Origin of the sequence: Nonomuraea antri, assembly GCF_013283785.1 — a bacterium.
Classification (GTDB): Bacteria; Actinomycetota; Actinomycetes; order Streptosporangiales; family Streptosporangiaceae; genus Nonomuraea; species Nonomuraea antri.
In genome coordinates this window covers 1-23,186 of record NZ_JABCPZ010000181.1, presented here as the reverse complement: position 1 = coordinate 23,186, position 23,186 = coordinate 1, and the positions used below count along the sequence as shown (strand labels likewise).

Sequence of the window (23,186 nt, the reverse complement as noted above, 5' to 3'; positions counted from 1 at the left end):
GCCGCCCAACGCCGCGAACGCGCCCGCATCCGCAGCGAGAAAGGCATCCGCTGGGGCGGCCGGCCCCTCACAACAGCAGCCTGAACCCATCACCCAACCCGGTGAACGTTTCCGGTCACAGCACTAGGCTCCGGTCACGTCGCTGCGGCGTTCCACCATCAGGACGTCCCGCCAGACACCGTGGTGACGGCCGAGTCGCTCCCGGGTGCCGACCACGCGGAAGCCGAGCGCCTGATGCAGGGCCAGGCTGGCGGCGTTCTCCGGGAAGACGCCGGACTGGATCGTCCAGACGCTGGCGTCCTCACTGGCCGCGATGAACGCGGTCAGCAACGCCCGGCCGACGCCGTGCGCCTGGCAGCCAGGGTGGACATAGACGCTGTGCTCGACAACCCCGGCATAGACGCACCGGGACGAGACCGGCGAGGCGGACACCCAGCCCACCACCTGTCCGGTGCCGACATCGGCGGCCACGTAGCGCAGGTGCGGCAGCTTGCCGGCGGTGAAGCCCTCCCAGCTCGGCGCGACGGTCTCGAAACTGGCCTGCCCGGTGTCGAGACCTGCCTGGTAGATGGCCAGCACCTGATCGGCGTCGCTCTCGCGCATCGGCCGGATCTCCAGCCCCTCCCCGGCGGCGGGCTTGACCGCCTGGACGGTCGCCGAGTGCACTCCATCGCCGTGATCGGCAGTCAGGACGATGCGCACGCCGACAAACCCGGTCGCCGCCAGTAGCTCGCGATAGGCGGCCACCGGCAGCGCCCCAGCCACGCAGCCAACGCGCTGCTCGGCCTCCTGGCGGCGCTCCGAGCCGAGTTCGCCGTCGACCACCACGTCACTGATGCCCAGCCGTCCGCCCGGTCGCAGCACCCTGAACGCCTCGGCCAGCACCGCCGCCTTGTCATCGGACAGGTTGATCAAGCAGTTGGAGATGACCACGTCTACCCAGCGATCCGGCAGCGGCACCTGCTCGATCGTGCCGTGCAGGAACTCGGCGTTGGCCACGCCAGCCTGCTCGGCGTTACGGCGCGCCAGCGCGAGCATGTCGGGGCTGGCGTCCAGGCCGTACACGGTGCCGGACGGTCCGACCCGCCGCGCTGACAGCAGCACGTCGATCCCGCCGCCCGACCCCAGATCCAGCACCGTCTCGCCCTCGCGCAGCTCGGCCACGGCGACCGGGTTACCGCAGCCCAGACTCGCCCGTACCGCCGCCGCGGGCAGGGCGCTGGTGTCGTCGTAGCCGCCCGCGCCGAAGCTTCCCCGCTCGAACTCGGTGGCCGAGCAGTCGGCGATGGGCTCACCCTGTAGTGCGGCCCGGGCCAGGCTCGAATACCGCGCCACGACCTCGTCATGCGCCATGGACTGCTCCTTCACTCGCAGGTGGGCGCCACCGGGACCGGCTTGCCCATGACCACGTCGGCCGCCGTCGGGAAGCAGCTCACGCATGCCTCGTTGATCCGGTACAGGCTGGAGGTGCCCTGCCGTTCGACCAGCACGAACCGCACCTCGGCCAGGATCTTCAGATGGTGCGACACGGTGGACTGCCCCACCCCGGAGGCGGCCACGATCTCGCCCACGCTCATCGGCGTACGCCGCCGGGCCAGCAGCGACACGATCTGGATCCGGGTGGCGTCGGCCAGGGCCTTGAACCAGCCCGCGTACTCTTCGGCTTCCGCGCGCGGCAGAAGCTCCTGCTCCTCGTTCATCGTCAATCGACGATAGTCGATAAATAGCTTGATGGGAAGCAGCCGAACTGGACTCCTAAAGAACAAGACGGTCTGGAGTAGTTCCGCTTCTCGCCGTCTGCGGCAGGTGACCTGGACGGCTCACTGACCGCGCCACTGCTATCCGCGCAAGAGCTGAGGGAGAGTGTAGGTAGGCACGGGCAGGCGGGAGCCTCCGCGTTCGAGCTAAGAAGGCGGTTTGGCCAGCCCTTGGGCAGGTCTGCGATCAAGTCGGGTGCGTCACACCCGAATGCCCTTCCAGCCTGCCCTCCCGTTGGGAGTTCTACAGGCCTGGCTTCACAGACCAGGTCAAGGTGGCCAGCGGCTGACAGCGTAAAACGGCCTAATCCATGTTCAGTGGCGCCCAGCGATGTGCCGGACGCGTGCCGAAGAGCATCTGACGAGCATCAACTCGGCCGTCTCCGCCTCTCAAAAGGCGGCCGAGAATCGAGAAAATGCAGGTCAGATGGGGTGTGGAGTGGTAGGGCGCCCGGGGCTCGAACCCGGAACCTACGGATTAAAAGTCCGCAGCTCTTATATCGGGCACTGTCATTCCGTATTCCAATGTGCCACTCCAGCCGTCAATGTCGCTGTGAAAAATGTCCAAGAATGACGCCCGGTGATAGGCCGTATCGGATGCCGAAGAGCAACCGCCGAGCATCCATCGCATGGTTGGCGTCGGTTTGACTAATGCGTTTTGCCTACGGTTGGGCCGGGCCTGCGCCAGGATTGGTGTGGCGCTGAAGGCCGCCGGGATGTGTTGTCGAGACGGGGGGCATGAGGCCGCGAGCGTCGAGGTGTGGTGAACGGATGAGGTTTTCGGCGGTCGTGGGTAGGCTGGGCGCGTAGGCAGGTTGGAGGTCGCCGGTGTCCACTCCGCATCAGCATGGTGAGGCGTTGATCCCTCGTCCGCCGTTGACGACGGCCGCGTTGCGGGCGGCGGTGGCTCAGATTGCGCCGGCCTATCTGGGGCAGTTCGTGGAGCACCTTGACCAGGCGACGGAGCAGGCTGCACGGCAGAGCACGGTGGCGCCCTTGCGTGCGTTCCTGGCTCAGTGGGGTGAGTTCGTGGCGATTCACCGTCACCCTGTGACCGCTGCTCGCCTGCGTGAGCTGGAGCGGCAGGTAGCCACCGGGGTCGACCGGGAGATGGTGGCGGTGTGCTTGGCGGAGATCAGGGACATCACCGACGCCGCGCGTCGTGACGCCGCCGGTGAGTGACGTCTGGGCCTGGGAGTACGACCCGGACGAGGACCATGTCGCCTCGGGCCTTCCCGCACCGGTTGCCGCGGAAGTCGAGCGGCTGGCCGACCAGCTCGTGATCTTGGGAAGTGACGCGGCAGGTGCGGGCAGAGGACCGCTCCATGGGGGAGGCCTGCGAACTCTTGATCTGTTCGGCGGCCGGGGTTTCCTGCACTTTATTGTCGCCGACCACCTGCGTCTTGTGCTGATCGTTCGTGTCACCTGGCTCGATTGAAGCAACAACTTCGAGTGGGTAGATGCCTCCCAGAGGCGCTCGGCGGGGTCATCGGACAGGTCCACTGGCAGCGACGCCTAGCGGCAATCAGGGCACCTTTCGGTTCACGGGAGGCGTGATCTGGCCCACGCTCGACTCGACCCGGAGCTCCGCGACCAAGGCTGGGGACCTTGCTGCGATCTTCCTCCGGGGCTCCTGCATCGGACAGAGGCTGCCCGATAGCGCAGATCATCGCGGCGCTTTGGATCAGAGGTTGACCAACGGCCTTGGGGTTGCCATCCGCGTTTGAAACCGGGGCGCAGGCGCGTTCCCGAACGGGCTCAGAGATGGACTATGAGCTCAATCGCCACGAGGTGACCCGGCGGCCGTCACAGGCGTGCCGGGTCTCTGTTCGTCAGTCAACTAGGTAGTGGGCTTCGACGTAGGCCACAGTGGAGTCGTATGGCTCCCCTACGGGCTTCAGCATGTACCGGCGGAAGACTGCGGCGGTGGCGCGACGGACGCCGCGGTTGCGAGCGTCGGCGTTGTCCCATGACTGGGCGAGGGTGCCGGTGACCACTTGGTCGATCTCCTCGGCCAGGTTCCTTTCCGTGATGGTGAGACCGGGCGGTGCGTGGTCGTGGATGATCCGCGACAGGACACCCACGTGGTCGTCGTCCAGCACGACCGCTTCGTCGGGGTGCTTGCCGGCGTTCACGATGGCGCGAGCGATCCGGAGCGCCTCGGACAGGAACTCCAGGGCGTCTTGTGAGTTCTGGATGATCCGATCCCGCAGCAGCTTGATCCGCTCTGCGAGGGCGGTGTACTTCGCGGACCCCGGTTCGACGCCCTTGTCGAGGGCGGCCTTGATGTGGTCCAAGATCTCCGCTGCGGACGGCGGCCTCTTGTCCTCGCCGTCCTTGCCGTGCTTGGGCCGGACAAGGGCCATCAGTTCCTTGAGGATGGCGATGCCCTGCGCGTCCAGGACAAGGGCTTCCTCTCGGGTGGCGACCACGGAGAAGGAGTGGACGTGGGCGTTGATGATCTCCAGGATCATTGGTCCCAGCTCACTCAGCCGCTCTTTCCTCTCCTCGTCGGAGGACTTCTTGAACAGGGTTGTGTACACGGACCCGAACAACCCGAGACCGTCCCGGTACTTGGCCACGCGCTTGTCGGTGCTGATGAGCGGGTACAGGCGGGCCAGCAGCCGGTAGTCCTTGCTGAACACTTCGGCTGTGCCAGGGTTGGCGTCCAGGTAGGCGTTGATGGCTCGTACGGACTCGTATCCGTGGACCGTGAGGTCCAGGCCGTCCACGTCCACGAGAAGGTCTTCGATGCGGGCGAAGGTGGTGCGGAACTCGTCGACCAGCTCGGACAGGTCGGTGACGAACCCGCCGCCCTTACCGGTGCCCGGCGAGGTGGGATCGACGACCGCCCGCTGCACCTCTTCGGCCAGCCCGATGTAGTCCACGATCACGCCGGAGGTCTTCACGAACCCGGTCGGGGACACCCAGGTACGGTTCGGGCGCGTGATCGTCTGGAACAGGGTGTGGGCTTTCAACGGCTTGTCCAGGTAGAGGACGCCCTCGTTGGGGGCGTCGAACCCGGTCATCAGCTTCGCGGTCACCACCAGAAAGCACAGCGGGTCGTCCGGGGTGAGGAACCGCCGCTTCTGCTCCTCTTCCTCGGCCTCCGAGAGCTGGAACGGGCGCATAGCGGGGTCTTCGCTCTTGGCGTCCGAGACGGAGATGTTCACCTCGGCGGTGATTCGGCCGTGCTTGCCGACCTCGGCGAGCACCTGTGACGCCTCGAAGCCTGCCAGCAGCTCGTTGATCTTGTCCGTGTAGGCCACGGCCAGCTCACGGTTGTAGGCGACGACCTGGGCCTTCAGGCCGTTGCGGTAGGCGCCGGCCAGGTAGTGGTCCACGATGTCCTGGCAGACCGCGTGGATGCGGTCGGGGTTGGCGAACACCGAGGTGAGACGCCCGAACTTGCGGGACAGGAGCTCGCGGTCGGGGTCGTCGAGGTCGAAGTCATCGGCGAACTGGTCGAATTCAGCCTGCAACGCCTGGTCGTCTAAATCGAAGGCGACCGGGTGCGGGTCCAGCAAGACCGGAACGGTGGCCCCGTCCAGGAGAGACCGGGAGACCGAGTACCGGTGCAGAACCCTGCCCGGGTCGGTCTCTTCACCGAAGAGGGAGAAGGTGTCGGTGGAGAGGTTCCTGACGGGGGTGCCGGTCATGCCGAAGAACTTCGCGCGCGGCAGCGCTGCGCGCATCTGCCCGGCCAGAGATGTCGATCGGGCGGACTGGGTGCGGTGTGCCTCGTCGACCAGCACGATGATGTTGTCCCGGGCCGACAGGTTCTTGCCGGCGTCGGCGAACTTGTGGACGGTCGTGGAGATGACGCCACGCACGTCGCCGGCCAGCAGGGCACGCAACTCCTGGCTGGTGGCGGGCCGGTGGAAGTAGGCGCTCCCCATGGCGGAGGTGAACACCCCGGAGGTCTGGCGGACGAGTTGGGTCCGATCCGAGAGCAGGATGATCGTGGGCGATTCGGTGCGGGTGTCGGCCAGCAGCAGCGAGGCGGCGAACACCATCAGCAGCGTCTTCCCGCTGCCTTGGTGGTGCCAGATCAGACCTTTCCGGCCGCCGGCCAGGACTCGCTGGTGGATGAGGTGGGCGGCCTCCATCTGTGGATAGCGGGGCAGGTACTTCATGTCCACCCCACCCCCGGAGGTGTCGAACAAGGCGAAGTTCGCCAGCATGTCCAAGACGGTGGCTGGGTTGAGCAGCAGTTCGACGGAGCGCTTCACGTCGGCCTGCCCGGACAGGTTCTCGTCGTCGGCAGTCGACCGGAACGGCTGCCACAGGTTCGTGGGGGCGCCGGCGGCACCGAAACGCAGCTTCAGCCCGTCGGAGGCGACGGCGAAGACGTTGGGGGTGAAGAACCACGGGTACTCAACGACGTACACGTCGTTGATCTCGCGGGCGGCGTCCGCCCAACCAGAACTCGCGGTTGGCGACTTTACCTCGACCACGACCAGGGGCAGGCCGTTGACCCAATACACGAGGTCGAATCGGCGGGAGGTCTTGCCAGGGACGGTGATGGTCACCTCGTCTGACACGACCAGGGTGTTGGCGGTCGGGTGCTCGAAGTCGATGACCTTCAGGGCGTGCCACGCGCCGTCGGCATTTCGGAACTCCTTGTGCCCGCGCAGCAGGCGCAGCACCTGCTCGTTGGCCCGCACCAGCCCGCCCTCGACGGCGTTGACCGTGGCGACGATCTCCTCGATCACCGCTTCCACGTCGAACCCGTCGATCACTCCGGGGTTGAACTGGACGATGGCGTCCCGCAACAGGCCGGCCATCACCGTCTGTGTCGTCTCACGCGCCAGCGACCTGCCCGCCGTGAAGTCCCAGCCCATCGGAAGGGACCACTGGATCATCAGGTTCTGGAACTCACGCTCCCGAATGCCTTTTGCCACGGCTCACATCTCCAGCTCGGCGGAGTCGATGTTGATGGTGATGCTCTGCTCCAGCAGACTCGACACCAGGCTTGCGCGGATTGCTCGGAGACTGCTTGCCTGGCTGCGGAGGGTGTTCATCGTCTCTACGACGACCCCGAGACGCTCCGCCCAGTCTTGCTGGACGGACAACGGGATATCCGGGACGGGGAATCTGCTGAGCGTCGCGCGGTTGATGGAGGCGATCCCTGTCGTCTGGGTGCCGAAGGTCTCGAACCACTCCCGGCCGAAGGTGTTACCCCATGCTGACACGAAATACGGGTCGAATCGTTGATCGGTGACCCGGACTCTGAAGACGTGGTTCTGGTGAATGCAGTTGGGAATCTGGTCCTCCCAAACGTGCCCTCGACCAAGCTTGTCCTTGTCTCCGCCCTCGTTCATCAGGATGTCGCCCGCATGCAGTCGGAGCTTGTCCGCCTTGGCCCGGGTGGTCTGAATCGTCGCCACCTCAGACAAATTCAGGTGGCGTCGATGAACATTCGCCACACGCAGGTAGGGCACTTCCACAAGTTCTGGCTGCTCAAGGTCCTTCTTGTTCTTCGTGAGGCCTCCTGAGATGTCGCAGAATGACGCCAAGGGCACCGTCGCATCGCCGGCAACCTCTGCCGCCATCTCCCGTCCCAGCGCCCACCAAAGCTCATCGAGCACGTCCGCCTCGGCGTCGAGTGCGGCTACCTGGTCATCAACTGCGTCGAGCACCTCGACGATCCGCTCTTGTACCTCGCGCGGCGGGATCGGGAGTTGGATCTGCAAAAGTTGCTCTGGATTAAGACGCTTGCGCCGTTGCACTGTCCCGCTTACTCGGTTCTTCATTTCTGCCCACAGTCGCGGTGAGCGGCAGACGTGCCTCATCCAGTCGGGCACCAGTTCTGGGCCGAGCGTGAATGTCGGAAACTCGTTGCTGACGACGAATCCGTCGAACTCGGCAGGTACTACGGTGATCGGGCCTTCCCACGCAGTCAGCTTCCGCATCACGACCTGATCGACGCGCAGCACGTTCATTGCCGCGTACTCTGTGTCTCCGCCGTCGAGTTCGCCTTTAGCGACAAGCCCCTGTCCTGCGTTCAGGACCCCGGCCAGACGGTAGGTGGTTGCAGGAAACATCGGCGTGCGCTGAATGTCGAGGCGCATCACCTCTCCGAGCGGACGAAGTGAATAGCCGTCACTCATCGAAGCCCTCGATCCCTGCGGCGGTGAGGACGGTGAGCATGCGCTGTTCGGTCTTCTGGCGCTCGGCGCGGGCCATGTTGTAGGCCTCAATGAGGGTGCCGAGGTCTTCCTGCTCGGCGGCGGCCTGCTTAAGGTAGCGACCGATGTTGAGGTTGAACCCGTTCGCCGCGATCTCCGTGACGGGGACAAAGCGCGCCGCGAGTCCACCTTCCCCGTCGGGGTCCACCGGGTTGCCATCGGCGTCGAACTTCGAGTGGTAGGCGGTCACGATGTCGGCGATGTCGGCATTGGTGAGGATGTTGCGGTTCTTCGCCTTGGTGAACCGATTGGAGGCGTCGATGAACAGCACGCCGCCCTGCCGCTCGGGGGCCTTGGTGCCGGGTGCACGAAACACCAGGATCGCCGTAGGGATGTTGGTGTTGTAGAAGAGGTTGGCAGGCAGGCCGATGACTGCTTCGAGCAGGTCATCGTCCAGGACGCGCTGGCGGATGGCTGCCTCTTGGCCGCCTCGGAAGAGGACGCCGTGGGGCAGGACGACGCCGGCGCGTCCCTTCTTCGGGCTCATGCTGGCGATCATGTGCTGCACGAACGCCCAGTCCGCCGTCGACGGCGGGGCGACCCCGCCGAGGGCGCGCGGGTCATTGGTCCAGGGCTTCCACTTCAGACTGTATGGCGGGTTGGCGACGATCACGTCGAACTGCGCGACGGACCCGTCCGGCTTCTTGAAACGCGGGTCCTTCAAGGTGTCGCCAACCTCGACCTTAAACTCGGTGAGGTTATGCATGAAGAGGTTCATGCGGGCCACACCCGCAGTGTCCGGTACAGCCTCCTGCCCGTACAACTTGAGCGTGTAGCCACGCCCGCCGCGGGCCTTCAGAAGGTTCGCGGAGGCGATGAGCATGCCGCCCGATCCGCAGGTCGGATCGTACACCGACTCGTGACCCTTGGGATCCAGGACCTCGACAATCAGCTCGACGACCTCGCGGGAGGTGAAGAACTGGCCAGCGCGGGTACCCGACCCGTCGGAGAACCGCTTCAGCAGGTACTCGTACGCTTCACCAAGGACGTCGTGGGACATGTTGCCCTCGTGCATCTTCGGGGTGCGGTCCATCGTCTGCATGACCGCCGCCAGCACCTCCCCCGACAGCACCTCTTCGGAGGTCCAGGTCATAGACCCGAACAGACGGGAGAACTTGTCAGGATTGGCCGTCTCGATGGCCTGCAGCGAGGCGCGGACGCGCTGGCCGAGGCCAGGCTGGGTGATGGTGGCGAGGATGGACGACCAGGAGGCGCGACGCTGCTGGACGGTACCGGGGTGGATGAACGGGATCTCGAACGACTGGTAGTCGCGGTACTCGATCTCGTGAGCTTCCTCGGCGGACAGGCCGTCCAGGCCCTCGTTGTCGGCCAGGAACTCCTTGTGCCGGTGCTCCCAGGTATCCGACAGGTACTTCCAGAACATCAGCGGGAAGATGACGGAAGCATACTGCGCTTCAGGCATCGCCACGCGCAGCTCGTCAGCGGCATCCCACAAGCGGCTCTCGATCTCCTGCTGGGTCACTGCCATCAATCGGGGGTCCTCGCTCGTCAAAGGTGGCGGCCCGAAGGCCGGGGAATTCCTACTGGTCACCCATCGGGGGCGTTACCGGCATGTTCACAACGGGCGCGGCTTGAGAAAACCACACAAGGCGTCGTACTCCTGATAGGCGACCTAACAACGATATCTCTCACCAGGATCACGGATTTCGACAATCGGCCCGAGCGCACGACGCGGTCTGCAGCGGACCGATGCCCCTGCAGGGCGATCCCTCTTCCACACTCCAACGGGCTGCCCTCCTGCTGCAGGTCGGCGCCTCCACTCCGATCTCCCGCACCCGGCATCATGGCAGACGTCGCCGACACAACGAGCTCAAAGTCACGAACGCTCGAGCGCAGCAGTGGGGCGCCCAAAACACGGGGCCTGCTGAAGATGGCAGGGGTATCGGTGGCGAGGCGGCGGCACACCTGCCCACCCCGGTAGCATTGCGTGAGCGTCAAAGTACAGTGCGTCACCAGCTGAGTGTTCTGACCGTCTGCGCGCCGATATGGTCGCCGAACTGAGAACATGCGGCGTGCTCCGCTCGCCCGAGGCCGCCGCCTTCGCTGCGGTGCCGCACGAGAAGTTCGCCCCCGATGCCGCCACCTACTCCACCCGTGACACGGTCGTTACCAAGCGAAGTGCGGAAGGAAGGGCGACCAGCTCGATCAGTGCGCCGTGGCTGCAGGCGGAGATGCTCGAGGCAGCGCGGCTGAGGCCGGGCGGGCGGGTTCTGGAGGTGGGCCGCGGCGGTTATAATGCGGCGCTCACCGCCGAACTCGTCGGGCCTGAGGGGGTGGTGATCAGCGTGGACATCGACCCGTTCGTCACTGAGCGGGCCACCGCTTCCTCGCCGAGACCGGCTACGCGCACGTGAAGGTGGTGCTCGGAGACGCCGAGCACGTCGCCGACGAACTCGGCCCGTTCGACGTCATCCTCGTCACGATCGGCGCCTGGGACTGCCCCTGGGGTCACCTGCTGGCTCCCGGCGGTCGGATGATCGTCCCGCTGCGCTTCGGCGGGCTCACCCGCTCCTTCACCTTCGTCCGCGACGGCGACCGCTTCGCCGGCCTGAACCCCACGGTGTGCGGGTTCATCCAAGGCGCGGGCGCGCACCAGGAGCACCTGGCCGCGCTGGCCGACAGGACGGTGAACCTGCTGGTAGACGCCGACCCCGCGCTCGACGCAGCAGCGCTCGGCCGGGCCCTGGACGGCGACCGGACCGGATGCTGGACCGGCGTCACCGTGGGCTACGACTACCCGTTCGACACCCTTCACCTGTGGATTGCGGCCCAGACTGAGACCTTCGGCGTGATCCGGGCCGACCCTGATCGTGGCAGCGACCGTATCGAGCCTGCCATGCGCTGGTTCACCCCCGCCCTCATCACGCCCGACAGCTTCGCCTACCTCACCATGGGACCGGAGCACAAGGACAGCACGAGTGGAGAACGCCGCTACGAACTCGGCGTCTACGGCCACGGCCGCCACGGCGACAACCTGGCCCGGCAACTCGCCGCCGAGGTCGAGACCTGGGATCGGGAGTGGCGGACTTTACCCTGCACCCGATCGAGGCGGCCCCGGCGATCGGCCGGGTCTTCCGCAAGCACCACACGCAGCTCGTCATGACCTGGACCTGAGAACCATCGCTACCTTCGGTACGCGCTCGCCCGGGTCTCCTCCACCAGCGGCAGTTCCATCGCGCCGTTGGGCTCGCATCCGCCGTCGTCGATCGCGGCGGCACAGCCACGGTGCTCGGGTTCGTGCTGATGAGCGAGCTGGTCATCTTCCTTGCGGTCACTCCGGCTTTCGGCATACTGGCCCACCGGGTGCGCGGCTGGCCATCATCGTGACCTGCCAGCCTGTGTGCGGCCTGACGCAGCTCGGCGCGGCCCTGGTGCTGTCTGGGACGGCAACGGTGGAGGCGCCGACGGACTGATGGTGCCCGCCGGTGCGGCGGGCACATTCTTCCAACCGGCCGCCAAGAGGCTGGTCGTTCAGCTTGTCCCTGCGGGGCCAGTGCTGGGGCAGGCCAACGCGCTGCTGCAGACCTGCTGCAACGCGTCGCGATCGTCGGGCCGGGACTGGCCGATCTGGTGATCGCCGCGATCAGCCCCGGCGTTATCCCCCTCTGGGACGCGGTCACCTTCCTGGTCTCGAACGCGGTGTTGGCCCCGCTGCGCCTGCCGCCGACCGCGCGGCGGGAGCGGCGCCGGTTCCTGACCGACCTGACCGAAGGGCGGACGGCCATCGCCGAGCACCCCTGGCTGTGGGCGCTGACCGGCTTAAACGTGTCGGCCTCCGACAGCGTGCCGCCGTCGACAACCGGTCCCTGCCTCGTCGCAAGACAGCCTCCTGAAGGTGTCCCTCTACGGGATGCGCGACTGTTGATCCTCGCGACCCGAGTAGCCGCTCTCTCGAGTGTGCCGCTCCTGCCTAGCGGTGACCCTGTACCGTCGTACGGTGCTCACTGGCTCACCGAATACGGTCTTGATCGTCATTCGCGGCAACTCGGGATCGGGTAAGTCCACCCTGGCCCGGACCGTGCGGGAGACGTACGGCCAGCGTGGTATGGCACTCATCGGTCAGGATGTGGTGCGCCGTGAGATCCTGCGCGAGCGCGACAGACCTGGCGGTGTGAATATCGGGCTGCTCGATGTCATGTGCCGTCACGCCCTCGACTCCGGCTACCACGTCATCCTTGAGGGCATCCTCGCCCGGAGCCGCTACGGCGAGATGCTGCAAGCGCTGTTTCGCGATCATCGAGGCGCAAACCGCGGTTATTACTTGGATGTCTCCTGGGAGGAAACGCTCCGCAGACACGAGACACGGCCCCAGCGTGCCCGGTTCAGCCCTGATGACATGCGGCGGTGGTATCTGGGGCAGGATGTCCTGCCCGACGCGATGGAGACGATCATCGGCGAGGGCAGCACGTTGACCGAGACCGTCGGGCACATTCTTCAGGACGCCGGTCTTCTGGCAGGCGAGGCGACCCGCCCGTGAGCAGACGGGCTACCGGCCCTGATCGAAACCGTCGGACGGCTGCACCGCGCGGTCAACACCGTGATGCTCCGTCGGTGGGCGGCCTGGCTTCAGCTCGGCGTCGTTCAGCGCCTGGACCCGGAGACGGATGATGGCCATCGCGGGGTCATGACGCTGGAAGCCGGGTTCCCTGCAGGGAAGGAAGGGCGGCCCCGTGGCGATCAGTGACCTGGACATCTCGCGTGCGCTTTCCGCCCATCTCGACTGTTACCCGGACGAGGCCGCGTTGCTGGCTGAGCCGGTGCGATTGCTGTCTCAGGGACGGGACTTCGCCTCGCGGCGGAATTTTCCGATGCACGTGACCGTCGGTGCCCTGCTGGTCCGCAGCGGCGTCGAGATTCTGCGTGCGGTCTGACCGGACCAGCCGGGGGTTGCCGGTCGGCGACGTGCATTCAGGTAGGAGAAATCAGACCCGCCAAGGTCGAAGACACCGGTCCGCGACCCGGCAGTACGCAGTGTGAATGGGGCTGCCATGGCGCGGTCCGCAATCTCCGAGACCTTAGTCCAGAGGTAACCTCACTCGCCGAAGGTCAGCAGGGGCACGTTGTAGAGGTCGGCGTTGCGGGGGCGGCGCATGGCGGGGGCGCTGACTTCGACGATGAGGAGTTCGGTGAGGAACTGGACGTTGGCTGCGAGCAGGTGGCTTGTGTAGCCGTTGGCGGAGTGTTCCTTGAGCCCGACGGCGACGTGGATGTGCGGAAGGATCTGGTTCGCCTCGTCGTCCCAGGCGATGGTGCCGCAGCCGAGGGCCTCGATGTTGGCCAGCTGGATCTTTGACCAGACTGGTGCTTGAGGATCGGGAAGTTTCTCGCAGGTGCCGACGATGTCCGCCTCGGCGAGGCCGGCCAGGAACATAGGGATGTATCCCTGCCGTACGCCGGCAGTGCGGCAGAAGTCGCTCAGCGCGGTGAAGAAGTCCTCGCCGTGATCGAAGGTGACGCCGAAGGTGCGGCCGGTGGTGAGTTCGTGGCTACGCATTGACGTCTCCGGCCTCATGGAAGGTCTGGATGATCTCTTCTCGGCGGGCGCCTGCGGTCAGCAAGGTGGTGAGGAGGATGCGGGCCTTGTACGGGTGGAGGAATCCGGCGCTGATCAGTCCTTTGGCCAGGAGGTCGCTTTCCGAGCCGGGGAAGCCGTAGGTGCTGGTCAGGGTCGAGCCTGCGCCGGTCCGGGTGGCGAGCACGACCGGGATGCGCAGGGCGATCTCGGCGAGGGCGTCAAGGTAGGTCTGGGGGACGTGGCCGACGCCCATCGCGGCGAGAACCAGCCCGTCGGCATGGCGTGCGACGGCGTGCAGAGCTTGGTCGTCGTCGCCGAGGGTAGCGGTGAACAGGACGACCCGCTTGAAGTCTGGGCTGTCGGGGAGCCGGATGGTGATCCGGGGGGTAGGTGGCGACCAGAAGCGAGGGTGGCCTTCGACCAAATGCCCCAGCGGGCCGGTGGTGGGGGAGGCGAAGGTGGCGGGGCTGGTGCTGTGGGTCTTGCGTACGCGGGCGGCGGCGTGGATCTCGTCGGCGAGGACGACCAGGCAGCCGCGGTCGCGGGCAGCGGGATCGGTGGCGACCTGGATGGCAGCGAGGATGTTGGCGGGGCCGTCGGCCCCGGCCATGGCCGGATTGCGCATGGCTCCGGTCATGACGAGCGGTGTGGAGCTCAGGTGCAGCAGGTCCAGTAGGTAGGCCGTCTCCTCGATGGTGTCGGTTCCCTGGGTGACCACGATGCCGTCGGCTGCGCAGGCGTTGATGTCTGTTGCCAGGCGGTGCAGGTCGTTGAAGCTGAGGGACGCGCCGGGAAGGCGGAGGAAGTCGCGCGTTTCGATCTTGGCGTCCAGGTTGGCGAGGCCCGGTACTGATGCCAGCAATTGGTCGCCGGTCAGAGCCGGGACGGCGCGGCCGTCGGCCTCTGGCACCATGGCGACCGTCCCACCTAGCGAGAAGACGGTGATGTCGGCTCCCACGTCGTACCCCTTCCAGGTCCGGTCGGTAGGCGGGAGCCTAACGTGCCGCAGCCGGGTCGCGAAGGCCCGCCAGGTAAGCGCACGATATGTCGAGGGCGGTGGTGGACAGGAATCGGGAGCGTGGCGTGATGAGGCCGGCAGTTCCTTCCTGTCGAAGCTCCGAACAACGTCGCACGAGCCACTTCCAGTCGAGGCGGAGGTATTCGGCGAATGTGATGAGCCGCTCCTGCGGGTTCATTTCGCCGAGGATGGAATGCGCCTGGGCGTAGGCGCAGACGTCGGTGAACTGCCGGAGCACGGGGCGCTGGGGCGTCACATCCACGTACCAAAGGCCTTCGCCGCCGACCCAGGTGGCGATGATCGCTCGTTTGCCCGGCTGGAGCGCGAAGCCGTCCACCTGGGTGTAGTCGGGCTCGCCGCACACCTGTACGCCGATTCCCAGGGCTTCCATGAGCGCTGCGGTCAGGAACAGCAGGATGCGTTCGTGAGCGGGCGAGTCATCTACTGCCTGCTGTGGGATGCAGAAGGAACGGGTGACGCCCGTCGTGTGCCCCGCCACCGTTTGCCGAAGGTAGGTCAGCTTGTGCGTGAAGAGTAGCCAGGTGCATGCGTCCTCACCTCGTTGCTCCCGCGACCAGAAGAGCGGGACTCCGGCGCCGAGATTGCGCAGGATGTGCTGGGCGCAGAACCGTGATCCGAGCCACATGCGGGAGACCATGGACAGCCCGCGCGCCGCATCGTGAGAGACCGCGGAACGGGAGAGGAACTTATACTCGTCCAGGCGGCGTTTTGCCTCCGACAAGAGACCGTCGTCGTCGAGCAGGGCGAAATCCAGATTGGTGACGGCCCAGATGATGGCAGCGGTGAACTCATCCAGCCGGTAGGCGCTCGGCACTCGCATGGTGTGGCCGCCGATCGGCGCTCGGGAGCGTGCATCGGCCAGGAGGAGAAGGTCGTCTGGTGCGTTGGGGATGGCGATCAAGCGTGCGGCTGATGGGTCGCCGGTACTAACGCAGACATCGCCGGAGCTCGTCCGGCCTGCCTCAACGCGGATCGGCAGGGTACCGCCTGAGAACGCCCTTCCTCCGGGGATGGAAAGGCGGCGCCACTCGGGAGTGATGTTCTGCGCCCCCGAGGCGATGCCGAACAAGTCCTGATCGCTGTTGGCTCTTCCTATCCGGCCACGTTCGTGCTGCACCAGGGGGATGAGTCTGCCGAAGATGCCATCGGTATCCAGTGCCTGGTCGCAGGCGGCCGCGAGGCTGGGAGTGGGCCAGCGGGCGGCCTTCTCCACCTTGGCGATCTCATCGCCGCTGACATGCAGGAGATGCCCGAGCCGGTCTTGTGAGAGTTCTCGGCGTTCACGCCAATGTCGCAGCTCAGCGCCGAAGAAGTGGCGTGCCGAGAGATGGGCCTCGAGGTCCCGTGGGCGTTGCCCCATGACGACCTCCCATGCGGACAGTCGTGCTCGTGCTCCGCCTGTCCGCATCGACCTCATGGACGTGTCGCTGTGCGGCAGGCCTGAATGGTTCTTGGGCAGTCAACCCGACGATAGCGCGAGCGCGCCGAGTTACGGAGAGTCGACGAGAGATGCAGCTGTTTGGACAGCGGATTCAACCGGGTTGGAGGGAGCGCGTGGCTCCTGAAAGACACTGCGGTAGGTACCGCTGGAACCAAGGACGTTACGGAGCACCACGACGCGCCTACGGCGACCTCCGCGGATGTTTCAGGGTCACTAACGAGCCGCTGCACCTTCAAGTCCGGCAGCCTCCCCACATCTTGGAGTGGCTGGGAGGAGCCTTCAGCCTCCGACCAGCCGCGCACGACGGCACGGGCGGATCGCCCACGATCACACTCACGACGCCCATGCCGCCCACGCTTGCAGCCCCCGTCGAGGTCAGGTATCGATCGAGGGCTGCGAGCAACACATCCCAGCCCCTGCGGTTCCCGCCGCCGCGAGCGACTCGGCTCGCCTTCGGGCATGGGGTCCGGGGAACGAGGAAGGCGGGTCAGAGTCGCCTGCCCGCCTTCCTCTCCATCTCTGGCAGGGCTACCGCCCTGCCTTCTGCACGCAGGTCCCCTCGATGGATTCCGGGATCGTGCCCGCATTCCTTCAGTCCACCCAGTCACACACAGGCCCTTGGCCGCCCTCCAAAGCCGCTCGGTCGGCGGTTACCGCTCCGCCCGCGAAACCCAACAGGCACGGGCGCGCGGGAAGAGCCTTCGATGACGAAAGCCCGCCGCAAAACGCGGCGAGTTGAAGAGACACCCTCCATCGAGTGGGAGCCACACAGGCCGCCCAAGGGCGGCATCCTCAGAATCAGGGCCACCTCATGCTGTGGCGCCTACGAACTGGCGTCCCTGGGTGGCCAATACTTCGTGCTGCGCCCGACCAGTGACGGCGGGCACGAGGAAACCGGCAGAGGCATGTACGCCCACGCCGCGAAGGTGTTCATCACCCTCGCCTCGGAGCACTGGTGCGCCGCAGACCAGCCGCTCATCATCTGACCAGCGAGATCACTTGCTCATCCCCCAAAGAGAAGGGCGGACGTCACAAAATGGCCGAGCCCGTAGCAGCAAAGCCCGCATCACGCAGACTCAAGCAGTTCGTGCTCAAGCCCACGGTGTTCTGCTATCACCGATGCCCGTACTGCGATCTACGTCAGGATTACTACCGCGAAATGGTCGCGGACAGGAAACGGTCGCTGCACATCGTCTCCACCAACGGGCAGTCGGCCGAGCAGCAACCGGCACGCAAGCCGAACCCGGGACACATGCCGCTCGATATGGCGCTGCGGACCATCGAGGAGGCGGCCGAACTCGGCATGGAGGAGCTACAGCTCAGCGGCGGCGACCCTCTGCTGTACCCGCACCTCATCGAGGTGATCCAGGCGGCCAAGCGCCACCCCGGCGTGTTCGTGCTGATGAACTCAGTCGGCACCGGCGTCACCGTCGCCAAGGCACGCGAAATCATCGAAGCCGGCCTCGGCGCTTGGAACTTCTCCATCGACACCCTCGACCCGCTCAAGTACGAGCTGCTGCGCGGCGTTCGTGACGCCCTGCCGACCATCCTCGACGCGGTCCACACGGTGCGGGAGGCGGGGCGGGGACGGGACGTCGCCGAATTCCGCATGAACTACATGACCGTCATCACCCGGCTCAACTTCCGGGACATCCCCGAGATCGTCGCGCACTGCGTTGACACCGGCATCGCGTCGATCTACCTCATGAACGTCTACGGCGACACCACCGGCAAGTCGCTTCTCACCGAGCCCGAGATCAGGGAGTTCCGGGGCGAGACAGTTCCGTCGATTCTTGACATTCTGCGCAGCAAGAACACCGCGGACATCGTCCAGGCCAACGCGGCACAGGTGCTGGCCAGCTTCTTCTCCGCCGACAACAGCGACGCCAACTACGCCCAGGGCGTCTACTGGCCCGACCGGGAAAGCGCCCGCATCGCGTGCCACGTCCCCGACTACTACGCCTTGATCGAGCCGGACGGGCGGACGCTGCCCTGCTGCCTGGTCGAGATCTCCCACGAGGGTGAGATCGGCAACGTCATGGACCGCAGCCTCACCGAGGTCTTCACGGGCGAGGACGCCGATAAGTTCAGGCGCGAGCGCATCCCCTTCTGTCAGAAATGCCCGTCCCCCCGCAACCGGACGCTGGGTCTGGTCCCGTACATGTGCAGGCAGTTCCGTGACTGACGCGCCCGTGCTCGCGTCCGTCGTCGTGGCCGTCAAGACCGATCCACGCCTGCGCCGTCTCGTCGAATCCTTGATGGTTCAGACGCTGCCGGCAACGGCTTACGAGGTGCTCGTGGTGGAGAACGGCAGCAGCGACTTCGCCGACCTCGACGGCCACGGCGACGGCACTGTCCGCTATCTCCACCTCGATGCGGCGAACGCCGCCGCAGCTCGTAACGCCGGACTCGCGGCGGCACGAGGACGCTACCTGCTGCTCACCGACGCCGACTGTGTCGCCGAGCTCGACTGGATCGAGAAGCTGACCGAGCCTCTCGGCGGCGGACGCCTCGCCGGGGCGGGCGGGACGATCCGTAAGTATCCGCCTCGCACCTGGACGCAACGCCATGCGATCACCATCGTCGATGGCCAGCACGCGCTCAGCTACCTTCCGGCATCCCCCCACCCCTACGTGGCTGGAGCTAATGCCGGATTCGTGACCAGCGCTCTGCGCGAGATCGGCGGCTTCGACGAGGAACTGCTGTCCGGAAACGACGTTGACGTCTGCTACAAGCTGGGTCTGCGCGGCTACCGGGTGGGCCTGGCCCCGGACGCGGTCGTCCTGCACGACGACCGCGATGACATCATCCGTCACTTCAAGCGCTTCTTCCGCTATGCCGTCTATCAGGTGCTGCTGTACGCCAAGTACAAGCACATCTCCGGCAAGCGGTTCATCCTCGACAGCTACCCCTTCCGCCGGGCAGCCGACGCCTTGTCGACCCTGCCACACTCGATCATCGGCCTGCTGGTCGGCGATCCGGCGCCAACATCACGCGCGGCCCTGCAACTCGTGGAAGCGGCCGGAGTGTTCTGCGGCGAACTCTACGGCTCGCTCCGCTTTCGTCAGCTCTACCTGTAGCCGCGTAGCCAACCGAGCAAGGAGGTGACAGGCGGTGCGCTCATCTGACCCGCCCGTCGTGGCGCCCGACGGCGGCCCGCCCACCACCAGCAGAGGTGTGCTGTGGCTGGGCCTGCACTGCGACGTGCGTTGCAAGTTCTGCTACGACGAACTGGTTCCGCTCCGTGAGAAGGCATGGATGCCCCTTGAGGAGGCATTCGGGGCGCTGGAGAAGTTCCGCGGCTTCTACCACAACGAATTCGTGGACTTCATGGGCGGTGAGCCGACCTTGCACCCGCATGCGCTTGAGATCGTCGCTCACGCAGCCGACCTTGGACTGCGCCCCACCGTCATCACCCACGGCATGAGGCTGGCCGACCTGCGCCTGGTCCGCGCCTACGCCGAGGCCGGTATCCATGACTTCCTGGTGTCCATCCACGGCATCGGGCAGACGGTCGCAGAGATCCACCAGCGTGACAGGCACAACTACTCCCGGCAGATGCAGGCGCTGGACAATCTCCGCTTGCTGGGCATTCCGTTCCGGTTCAACGTGACGATGATCCGCGACAACATGAGCGAGCTGGAAGCCATCGCCGATCTGGCTGGCGACAAGGGAGCGCGGGTCGTCAACTTCCTGACCTTCAACCCCTACTTCGAGTGGGCGCAGCAAGGCGAGATTGAGTTCCAGGCACGGCATTCGGAAATTGCCCCGCACCTGGCGAAAGCGATCGACCGATGCGCCCAGCTCGGCGTGGAGGCCAACGTCCGCTACATGCCGCCCTGCCAGCTCCCCGGACGCGAGGCTCACGTCTACACCGGCTTCCAGCTCCCTTACGACCCGCACGAGTGGGACTACAACTCCTGGTACGACGCGGGTCACGAAGGCCGCCCGTTACCGCAGTGGTACCTGGAGGCCTCCCGGCAACAGCAGCAGCGGCACGGCTACATCCACGTGCCCGCATGCAACGACTGCGCCCTACGGGAGATCTGCGACGGCTTCCATCCGCAGTACGTGGCCCGCTGGGGCGGTGAGGAGGCAAGCCCATACCCCGGGCCACCCGTCCAGGACCCCACGCACTTCATCAGAGGCCAGAGCAAGCTTCGCTACCCGACTACCGCCTCCGACGAGGCCGCTCACCGCCTGGAGGAACTGCGGCCGGGATCGCTCGCGGATGTGCACAGGCCTGTCGGCGAGGATGGCCGGGCGGGCGTGAGACGCAGCCGGAGGCCGAGATGAGCGCCCCGGTTTCGTCGCTGCTCACCATTACCATCACCATCGCCGTCTCCTGCCTCCTGCTGCGGCAGGTGTTCGTGCTAGCGGCGGTCGTCCGCACCGGCCGCTTCCTCAGCCGGCAGCACGAACGAGAGAGGGCCGGCTTGGCTGCGGCTCCGCGGTTCTTCGTGGTGGTTCCTGTGCTGCGCGAAACAGCGGTGCTCGCCGACGCGGTCACGCACCTCTCCCGTCTCATCGAGGGCCTGGACGCCCAGCTCGTGATCGTCACCACCGAACGCGAGCTCGCCGAGCGGGCACCGGGTGCGGCAGAGGCCGATACGATCGCCCTGGTGGAGAAGCTCGCCACCGAGCACGCGTTCCTCCACCTGCACGCGCCAGATGCGGCCGGGCTCAAATCCGACCAGCTCAACTTCGCCGCGCGCCAGCTCGCGGACATGACCGACCGGCCAACGTCCGCGACATGGCTCGTCTGCTACGACGCCGACTCGCGTCCCCCGGTGAACTCCCTGCACGACTTCGCCGCCGCGATCGAGCACTCGCCACGCGCCAGCGTATTCCACCAATCCTCCCGATTCGAGCTCCGCATCACCGGCCGGGCTCCGGCATCGGGGCTGTCACGCGCCCTGTGTGACGGGGGCGCGCTGCGTGCCAATCGCTTCGTGACTGGCTATGAGCTGCCGCGGCTGCTCAACCGCACCGGCGCTGTCGGCCCGCTCAAGCGAATGCTCAGCTCGTTCGTCTACGCGCATGTCACCACCCATGGAGTGTGCCTGCGCCTGTCGCTGGTGCGGCAGCTGCCCTTCCCGGCCCGTTCTCCCCTGGAGGACATGCACTACAGCTTCTATCTGGGCTCGCGCGATATGCCCATGGTCGCGTTGCGCAGCCTGGATCGCGCCGAAGTGCCCGATACCGTTTCCGCGCAAATCGAGCAGGCTTCGCGCTGGTTCGTCGGCCCGGCCCGTTTCGCGCGCTACCTGAAGGACCCCGCCACGCGCAGCGGCTGGCGCGCCCGGCTGCTGGCCCTGTCGGCGTTCGGCTCGGCCGTCGAGTGGCTCGGCTGTGCCGTCGTCCCACCGGCCGTGCTGGTGATCCTCACCTTCGGGGAAGCTGTGCCGCGTATCATCGCCGCCGTGCTGACCGTGCTCTACATCGCCCAGCTTGTGCTGACCGAACACCACCTCGGCACGCCGGACGGATGGCCGAGACGACTGCTGAGAGTGGTGGCGTGTCCGGCTGCGACGGTGCTGTTCGGCATGGGCGGCTTCATCGGCGCTCTCCACCTGCTGAAGGGAGGATCCGGTGCTGGGAAAACCGAACGAACGGCACCCGCATAGCCCGCAAGGCCGCCTGCTCGTGGCCTTGGAGGGACCGTGCTGCGCGGGCAAGACCACGCTGGCCAAGGAACTCGCCCGCCACCTGCTCGGCCTCGCCGTCTACGTGGAGTGCTTCGCCGACCATGCCGGCGGCGGACACTGCCTGCCCAAGCCCGTGCCGGAGTCGCTGGAGGAAGACGCACAGGCCATGGGACGACTGCTCGAAGTCGAAGAGAGCCGTATGGCGCCGTCTCGCCTGGGCAATACGCCTGTGATCATTCTCGATCGCAGTGTCCACACATTTCTGGCCCACCGCTGCGCCATAGAACAGCTCACGGGGCTGGCCTGTCTCGAACCCGCACGGCAAATCCTCATCCAATCCCGCGCGTCAGCATGGCCAAACCTCGTAATATACCTGGACGTACCGCAGACTGCGGTACAAGATCGAAATAACGGGAAGTTCCAGACAGGGAATATTCTGGTCGAACCAGCCTTCAACAATGCGTTTCGCTCATATTTCGCTGAGCTGCGGTCAGCCACGGAACCCCAGGTCGCGTGGCTTGACGCGATGCGGCCCATCCAGGTGTTGACTCACGCCGCCGTGAGCACAATCAGAGAAGCACTGGCCAACCGGAGGAGCCGAAGCAATGGAACAAGTGCCGCTCTCCGGAAGGGTGGTATTCGTTGATTGGCACGGTGTGCTCTCCTGCGACCCCTTTTGGGTGTCCATCCGAGAAAGCGCTCGGCACCCTCTTCGCGCCCAATTGGAAGAAAACCTCACCAGCATATTCGCCAGCGACGACGCCAACGCGTGGATGAAGGGACTGATGTCCTCCGGCGAGGTCATCGCAGCCATGGACATCCATGTGGACGGCCGCTTTCGCGACGACTTCCTGCATCGTCGTCTCTACATCGACTGCGCGCGGATGAAGGTCAACGTCTCGCTGTTCGAGGTGCTCCGACGGGTCAAGGCCGTCGCCATGGTCGTCGTGGCCACCGACAACATGGACTGCTTCGCCGACACCTTCGATCACGTACGCAGATCCGGCAGGCGGCGTGCCCGATCCGGAGCCGAAGCGAGCACGATGGCCGGTTGGGCGTTCGTCTGCGACGACATCATCTGCTCCAGCGACGTCGCGGCGCTCAAGAGCGAAGATCCCCTCACCTTTTTCGGACCCTGGCTGCGCCGGCACGCCATGACCTTCGCCGACGCGATGCTCATAGACGACCGGGCGGACAACTGCGCGGCCTTTCAGCAGCAGGGAGGAACCGCGCTGCAGTGGAAGATGGGCACCAACGACATCGCCGAAATCGTGGACGGCCTGAACCAATGGCTGGAGGCCCCTGCGCGCCATACGGCATCCACCGCATCTCCCAGGCATGGCGAGCACCTGCCGTGAGCGCCGCCAATGGGCTGCGACGCGCCGTCGTCACAGGTGGCGCGGGCTTCGTTGGCTCTCACCTGTGTGAGGCTCTGCTGGCTCGCGGCTACAGAGGTTGAAAGACTGAGGTATCACCTCGCGGTTGCGTGCTCTCGGCGGGGTTCGGGAGTATGCCGGTGGGATGCGTTATCCGGATGGTGGTGGTCTGACCCCGGCGGCGCGCGCCAAGCGTGA

The 23,186-nt window shown here is 66.0% G+C and carries 23 protein-coding genes; 15 read left to right on the top strand and 8 right to left on the bottom strand.

Going from position 1 to position 23,186, the window contains the following annotated elements; all coding sequences use genetic code 11:
- Positions 1 to 123 precede the first annotated feature (123 nt).
- Together HII36_RS40095 and HII36_RS40090 are read right to left on the bottom strand one after the other, a co-directional pair.
- Positions 124 to 1,353 (bottom strand): GNAT family N-acetyltransferase, encoded by a 1,230-nt coding sequence (locus HII36_RS40095; protein WP_173528565.1) that lies wholly within the window; start codon positions 1,351 to 1,353, stop codon positions 124 to 126.
- Positions 1,354 to 1,364: 11 nt separating this feature from the next.
- Complete coding sequence (locus HII36_RS40090; protein WP_173528564.1) at positions 1,365 to 1,700, bottom strand: ArsR/SmtB family transcription factor; 336 nt, start codon at positions 1,698 to 1,700, stop codon at positions 1,365 to 1,367.
- A gap of 885 nt (positions 1,701 to 2,585) precedes the next feature.
- On the opposite strand from HII36_RS40090, the gene HII36_RS40085 reads away from it, so the two are divergent.
- Together HII36_RS40085 and HII36_RS40080 are read left to right on the top strand one after the other, a co-directional pair.
- A complete protein-coding gene (locus tag HII36_RS40085; protein WP_173528563.1) occupies positions 2,586 to 2,939 on the top strand; it encodes a hypothetical protein in 354 nt (117 codons plus the stop codon).
- Positions 2,920 to 3,195: a hypothetical protein gene (locus HII36_RS40080; RefSeq protein WP_217370544.1), complete on the top strand. Its 276-nt coding sequence runs from the start codon at positions 2,920 to 2,922 to the stop codon at positions 3,193 to 3,195. The genes HII36_RS40085 and HII36_RS40080 overlap by 20 nt, the downstream gene beginning before the upstream one ends.
- A 394-nt stretch (positions 3,196 to 3,589) precedes the next feature.
- Here the strand turns inward: HII36_RS40080 and HII36_RS40075 are convergent, their stop codons facing one another.
- The 3 genes from HII36_RS40075 to HII36_RS40065 are packed head-to-tail and all read right to left on the bottom strand — an operon-like array spanning position 3,590 to position 9,437.
- On the bottom strand, positions 3,590 to 6,661 hold the full coding sequence (locus HII36_RS40075; RefSeq protein WP_173528562.1) for a type I restriction endonuclease subunit R: 3,072 nt from the start codon (positions 6,659 to 6,661) through the stop codon (positions 3,590 to 3,592).
- A 3-nt stretch (positions 6,662 to 6,664) separates the two neighbouring features.
- Entirely contained in the window at positions 6,665 to 7,870 is a 1,206-nt protein-coding gene (locus HII36_RS40070; RefSeq protein WP_173528561.1) for a restriction endonuclease subunit S, read from the bottom strand.
- Positions 7,863 to 9,437 (bottom strand): type I restriction-modification system subunit M, encoded by a 1,575-nt coding sequence (locus HII36_RS40065; protein ID WP_173528560.1) that lies wholly within the window; start codon positions 9,435 to 9,437, stop codon positions 7,863 to 7,865. Before HII36_RS40065 ends, HII36_RS40070 begins: the two co-directional genes overlap by 8 nt.
- A 517-nt stretch (positions 9,438 to 9,954) precedes the next feature.
- Between HII36_RS40065 and HII36_RS58275 the strand changes: the two genes are divergently transcribed.
- The 5 genes from HII36_RS58275 (at position 9,955) to HII36_RS40040 (ending at position 12,840) form a co-directional block, all read left to right on the top strand.
- Positions 9,955 to 10,323, top strand: coding sequence for a class I SAM-dependent methyltransferase (locus HII36_RS58275; RefSeq protein ID WP_173528559.1), 369 nt, complete (start codon positions 9,955 to 9,957; stop codon positions 10,321 to 10,323).
- The gene (locus HII36_RS58270) at positions 10,320 to 11,072 is read left to right on the top strand and encodes a class I SAM-dependent methyltransferase (RefSeq protein ID WP_173528558.1); all 753 of its coding nucleotides are present in this window, start codon (positions 10,320 to 10,322) and stop codon (positions 11,070 to 11,072) included. The genes HII36_RS58275 and HII36_RS58270 overlap by 4 nt, the downstream gene beginning before the upstream one ends.
- Positions 11,073 to 11,539: 467 nt before the next feature.
- Positions 11,540 to 11,968 carry a hypothetical protein gene (locus HII36_RS40050; RefSeq protein ID WP_173528557.1) on the top strand — a complete coding sequence of 143 codons (429 nt, stop codon included), beginning with the start codon at positions 11,540 to 11,542 and terminating at the stop codon, positions 11,966 to 11,968.
- Positions 11,934 to 12,446: an AAA family ATPase gene (locus tag HII36_RS40045; RefSeq protein ID WP_236004375.1), complete on the top strand. Its 513-nt coding sequence runs from the start codon at positions 11,934 to 11,936 to the stop codon at positions 12,444 to 12,446. Before HII36_RS40050 ends, HII36_RS40045 begins: the two co-directional genes overlap by 35 nt.
- 193 nt (positions 12,447 to 12,639) lie before the next feature.
- Positions 12,640 to 12,840, top strand: a complete 201-nt coding sequence (locus tag HII36_RS40040) for a hypothetical protein (RefSeq protein ID WP_217370543.1) — start codon at positions 12,640 to 12,642, stop codon at positions 12,838 to 12,840.
- Between the two features lie 161 nt (positions 12,841 to 13,001).
- On the opposite strand, the gene HII36_RS40035 is transcribed toward HII36_RS40040, so the two are convergent.
- The 3 genes from HII36_RS40035 to HII36_RS40025 are packed head-to-tail and all read right to left on the bottom strand — an operon-like array spanning position 13,002 to position 15,883.
- Entirely contained in the window at positions 13,002 to 13,463 is a 462-nt protein-coding gene (locus HII36_RS40035) for a PPC domain-containing DNA-binding protein (RefSeq protein WP_173528555.1), read from the bottom strand.
- Complete coding sequence (locus tag HII36_RS40030) at positions 13,456 to 14,442, bottom strand: asparaginase (RefSeq protein ID WP_328808103.1); 987 nt, start codon at positions 14,440 to 14,442, stop codon at positions 13,456 to 13,458. Before HII36_RS40030 ends, HII36_RS40035 begins: the two co-directional genes overlap by 8 nt.
- A gap of 37 nt (positions 14,443 to 14,479) precedes the next feature.
- Positions 14,480 to 15,883 (bottom strand): helix-turn-helix domain-containing protein, encoded by a 1,404-nt coding sequence (locus tag HII36_RS40025; RefSeq protein WP_173528554.1) that lies wholly within the window; start codon positions 15,881 to 15,883, stop codon positions 14,480 to 14,482.
- Between the two features lie 785 nt (positions 15,884 to 16,668).
- Between HII36_RS40025 and HII36_RS40020 the strand changes: the two genes are divergently transcribed.
- From HII36_RS40020 to HII36_RS59350, 8 genes are read left to right on the top strand one after another with little or no spacing between them, the layout of a single operon-like run.
- Positions 16,669 to 16,950 carry a hypothetical protein gene (locus HII36_RS40020; protein WP_173528553.1) on the top strand — a complete coding sequence of 94 codons (282 nt, stop codon included), beginning with the start codon at positions 16,669 to 16,671 and terminating at the stop codon, positions 16,948 to 16,950.
- A 50-nt stretch (positions 16,951 to 17,000) separates the two neighbouring features.
- Positions 17,001 to 18,149 carry a radical SAM protein gene (locus HII36_RS40015; RefSeq protein WP_173528552.1) on the top strand — a complete coding sequence of 383 codons (1,149 nt, stop codon included), beginning with the start codon at positions 17,001 to 17,003 and terminating at the stop codon, positions 18,147 to 18,149.
- Positions 18,142 to 19,044 (top strand): glycosyltransferase, encoded by a 903-nt coding sequence (locus HII36_RS40010; protein ID WP_173528551.1) that lies wholly within the window; start codon positions 18,142 to 18,144, stop codon positions 19,042 to 19,044. The genes HII36_RS40015 and HII36_RS40010 overlap by 8 nt, the downstream gene beginning before the upstream one ends.
- A 34-nt stretch (positions 19,045 to 19,078) precedes the next feature.
- Complete coding sequence (locus HII36_RS40005; protein WP_173528550.1) at positions 19,079 to 20,260, top strand: radical SAM protein; 1,182 nt, start codon at positions 19,079 to 19,081, stop codon at positions 20,258 to 20,260.
- Positions 20,257 to 21,591, top strand: coding sequence for a glycosyltransferase (locus HII36_RS40000; RefSeq protein WP_173528549.1), 1,335 nt, complete (start codon positions 20,257 to 20,259; stop codon positions 21,589 to 21,591). The genes HII36_RS40005 and HII36_RS40000 overlap by 4 nt, the downstream gene beginning before the upstream one ends.
- The gene (locus tag HII36_RS39995; protein ID WP_173528548.1) at positions 21,557 to 22,258 is read left to right on the top strand and encodes a nucleoside/nucleotide kinase family protein; all 702 of its coding nucleotides are present in this window, start codon (positions 21,557 to 21,559) and stop codon (positions 22,256 to 22,258) included. Before HII36_RS40000 ends, HII36_RS39995 begins: the two co-directional genes overlap by 35 nt.
- Positions 22,218 to 22,970 (top strand): hypothetical protein, encoded by a 753-nt coding sequence (locus HII36_RS39990; RefSeq protein WP_173528547.1) that lies wholly within the window; start codon positions 22,218 to 22,220, stop codon positions 22,968 to 22,970. Before HII36_RS39995 ends, HII36_RS39990 begins: the two co-directional genes overlap by 41 nt.
- Positions 22,901 to 23,071: an NAD-dependent epimerase/dehydratase family protein gene (locus HII36_RS59350; protein WP_407940854.1), complete on the top strand. Its 171-nt coding sequence runs from the start codon at positions 22,901 to 22,903 to the stop codon at positions 23,069 to 23,071. Before HII36_RS39990 ends, HII36_RS59350 begins: the two co-directional genes overlap by 70 nt.
- The last annotated feature ends 115 nt before the right edge of the window (positions 23,072 to 23,186 follow it).

Coding starts and splice junctions, on each gene's coding strand:
- HII36_RS40095 (WP_173528565.1), bottom strand. CDS start 1,353: ATGGCGCATGACGAGGTCGTGGCGCGGTATTCGAGCCTGGCCCGGGCC.
- HII36_RS40090 (WP_173528564.1), bottom strand. CDS start 1,700: ATGAACGAGGAGCAGGAGCTTCTGCCGCGCGCGGAAGCCGAAGAGTAC.
- HII36_RS40070 (WP_173528561.1), bottom strand. CDS start 7,870: ATGAGTGACGGCTATTCACTTCGTCCGCTCGGAGAGGTGATGCGCCTC.
- HII36_RS40065 (WP_173528560.1), bottom strand. CDS start 9,437: ATGGCAGTGACCCAGCAGGAGATCGAGAGCCGCTTGTGGGATGCCGCT.
- HII36_RS58275 (WP_173528559.1), top strand. CDS start 9,955: ATGGTCGCCGAACTGAGAACATGCGGCGTGCTCCGCTCGCCCGAGGCC.
- HII36_RS40035 (WP_173528555.1), bottom strand. CDS start 13,463: ATGCGTAGCCACGAACTCACCACCGGCCGCACCTTCGGCGTCACCTTC.
- HII36_RS40025 (WP_173528554.1), bottom strand. CDS start 15,883: ATGGGGCAACGCCCACGGGACCTCGAGGCCCATCTCTCGGCACGCCAC.
- HII36_RS40020 (WP_173528553.1), top strand. CDS start 16,669: ATGACGAAAGCCCGCCGCAAAACGCGGCGAGTTGAAGAGACACCCTCC.
- HII36_RS40015 (WP_173528552.1), top strand. CDS start 17,001: ATGGCCGAGCCCGTAGCAGCAAAGCCCGCATCACGCAGACTCAAGCAG.
- HII36_RS40000 (WP_173528549.1), top strand. CDS start 20,257: ATGAGCGCCCCGGTTTCGTCGCTGCTCACCATTACCATCACCATCGCC.
- HII36_RS39990 (WP_173528547.1), top strand. CDS start 22,218: ATGGAACAAGTGCCGCTCTCCGGAAGGGTGGTATTCGTTGATTGGCAC.
- HII36_RS59350 (WP_407940854.1), top strand. CDS start 22,901: ATGGCTGGAGGCCCCTGCGCGCCATACGGCATCCACCGCATCTCCCAG.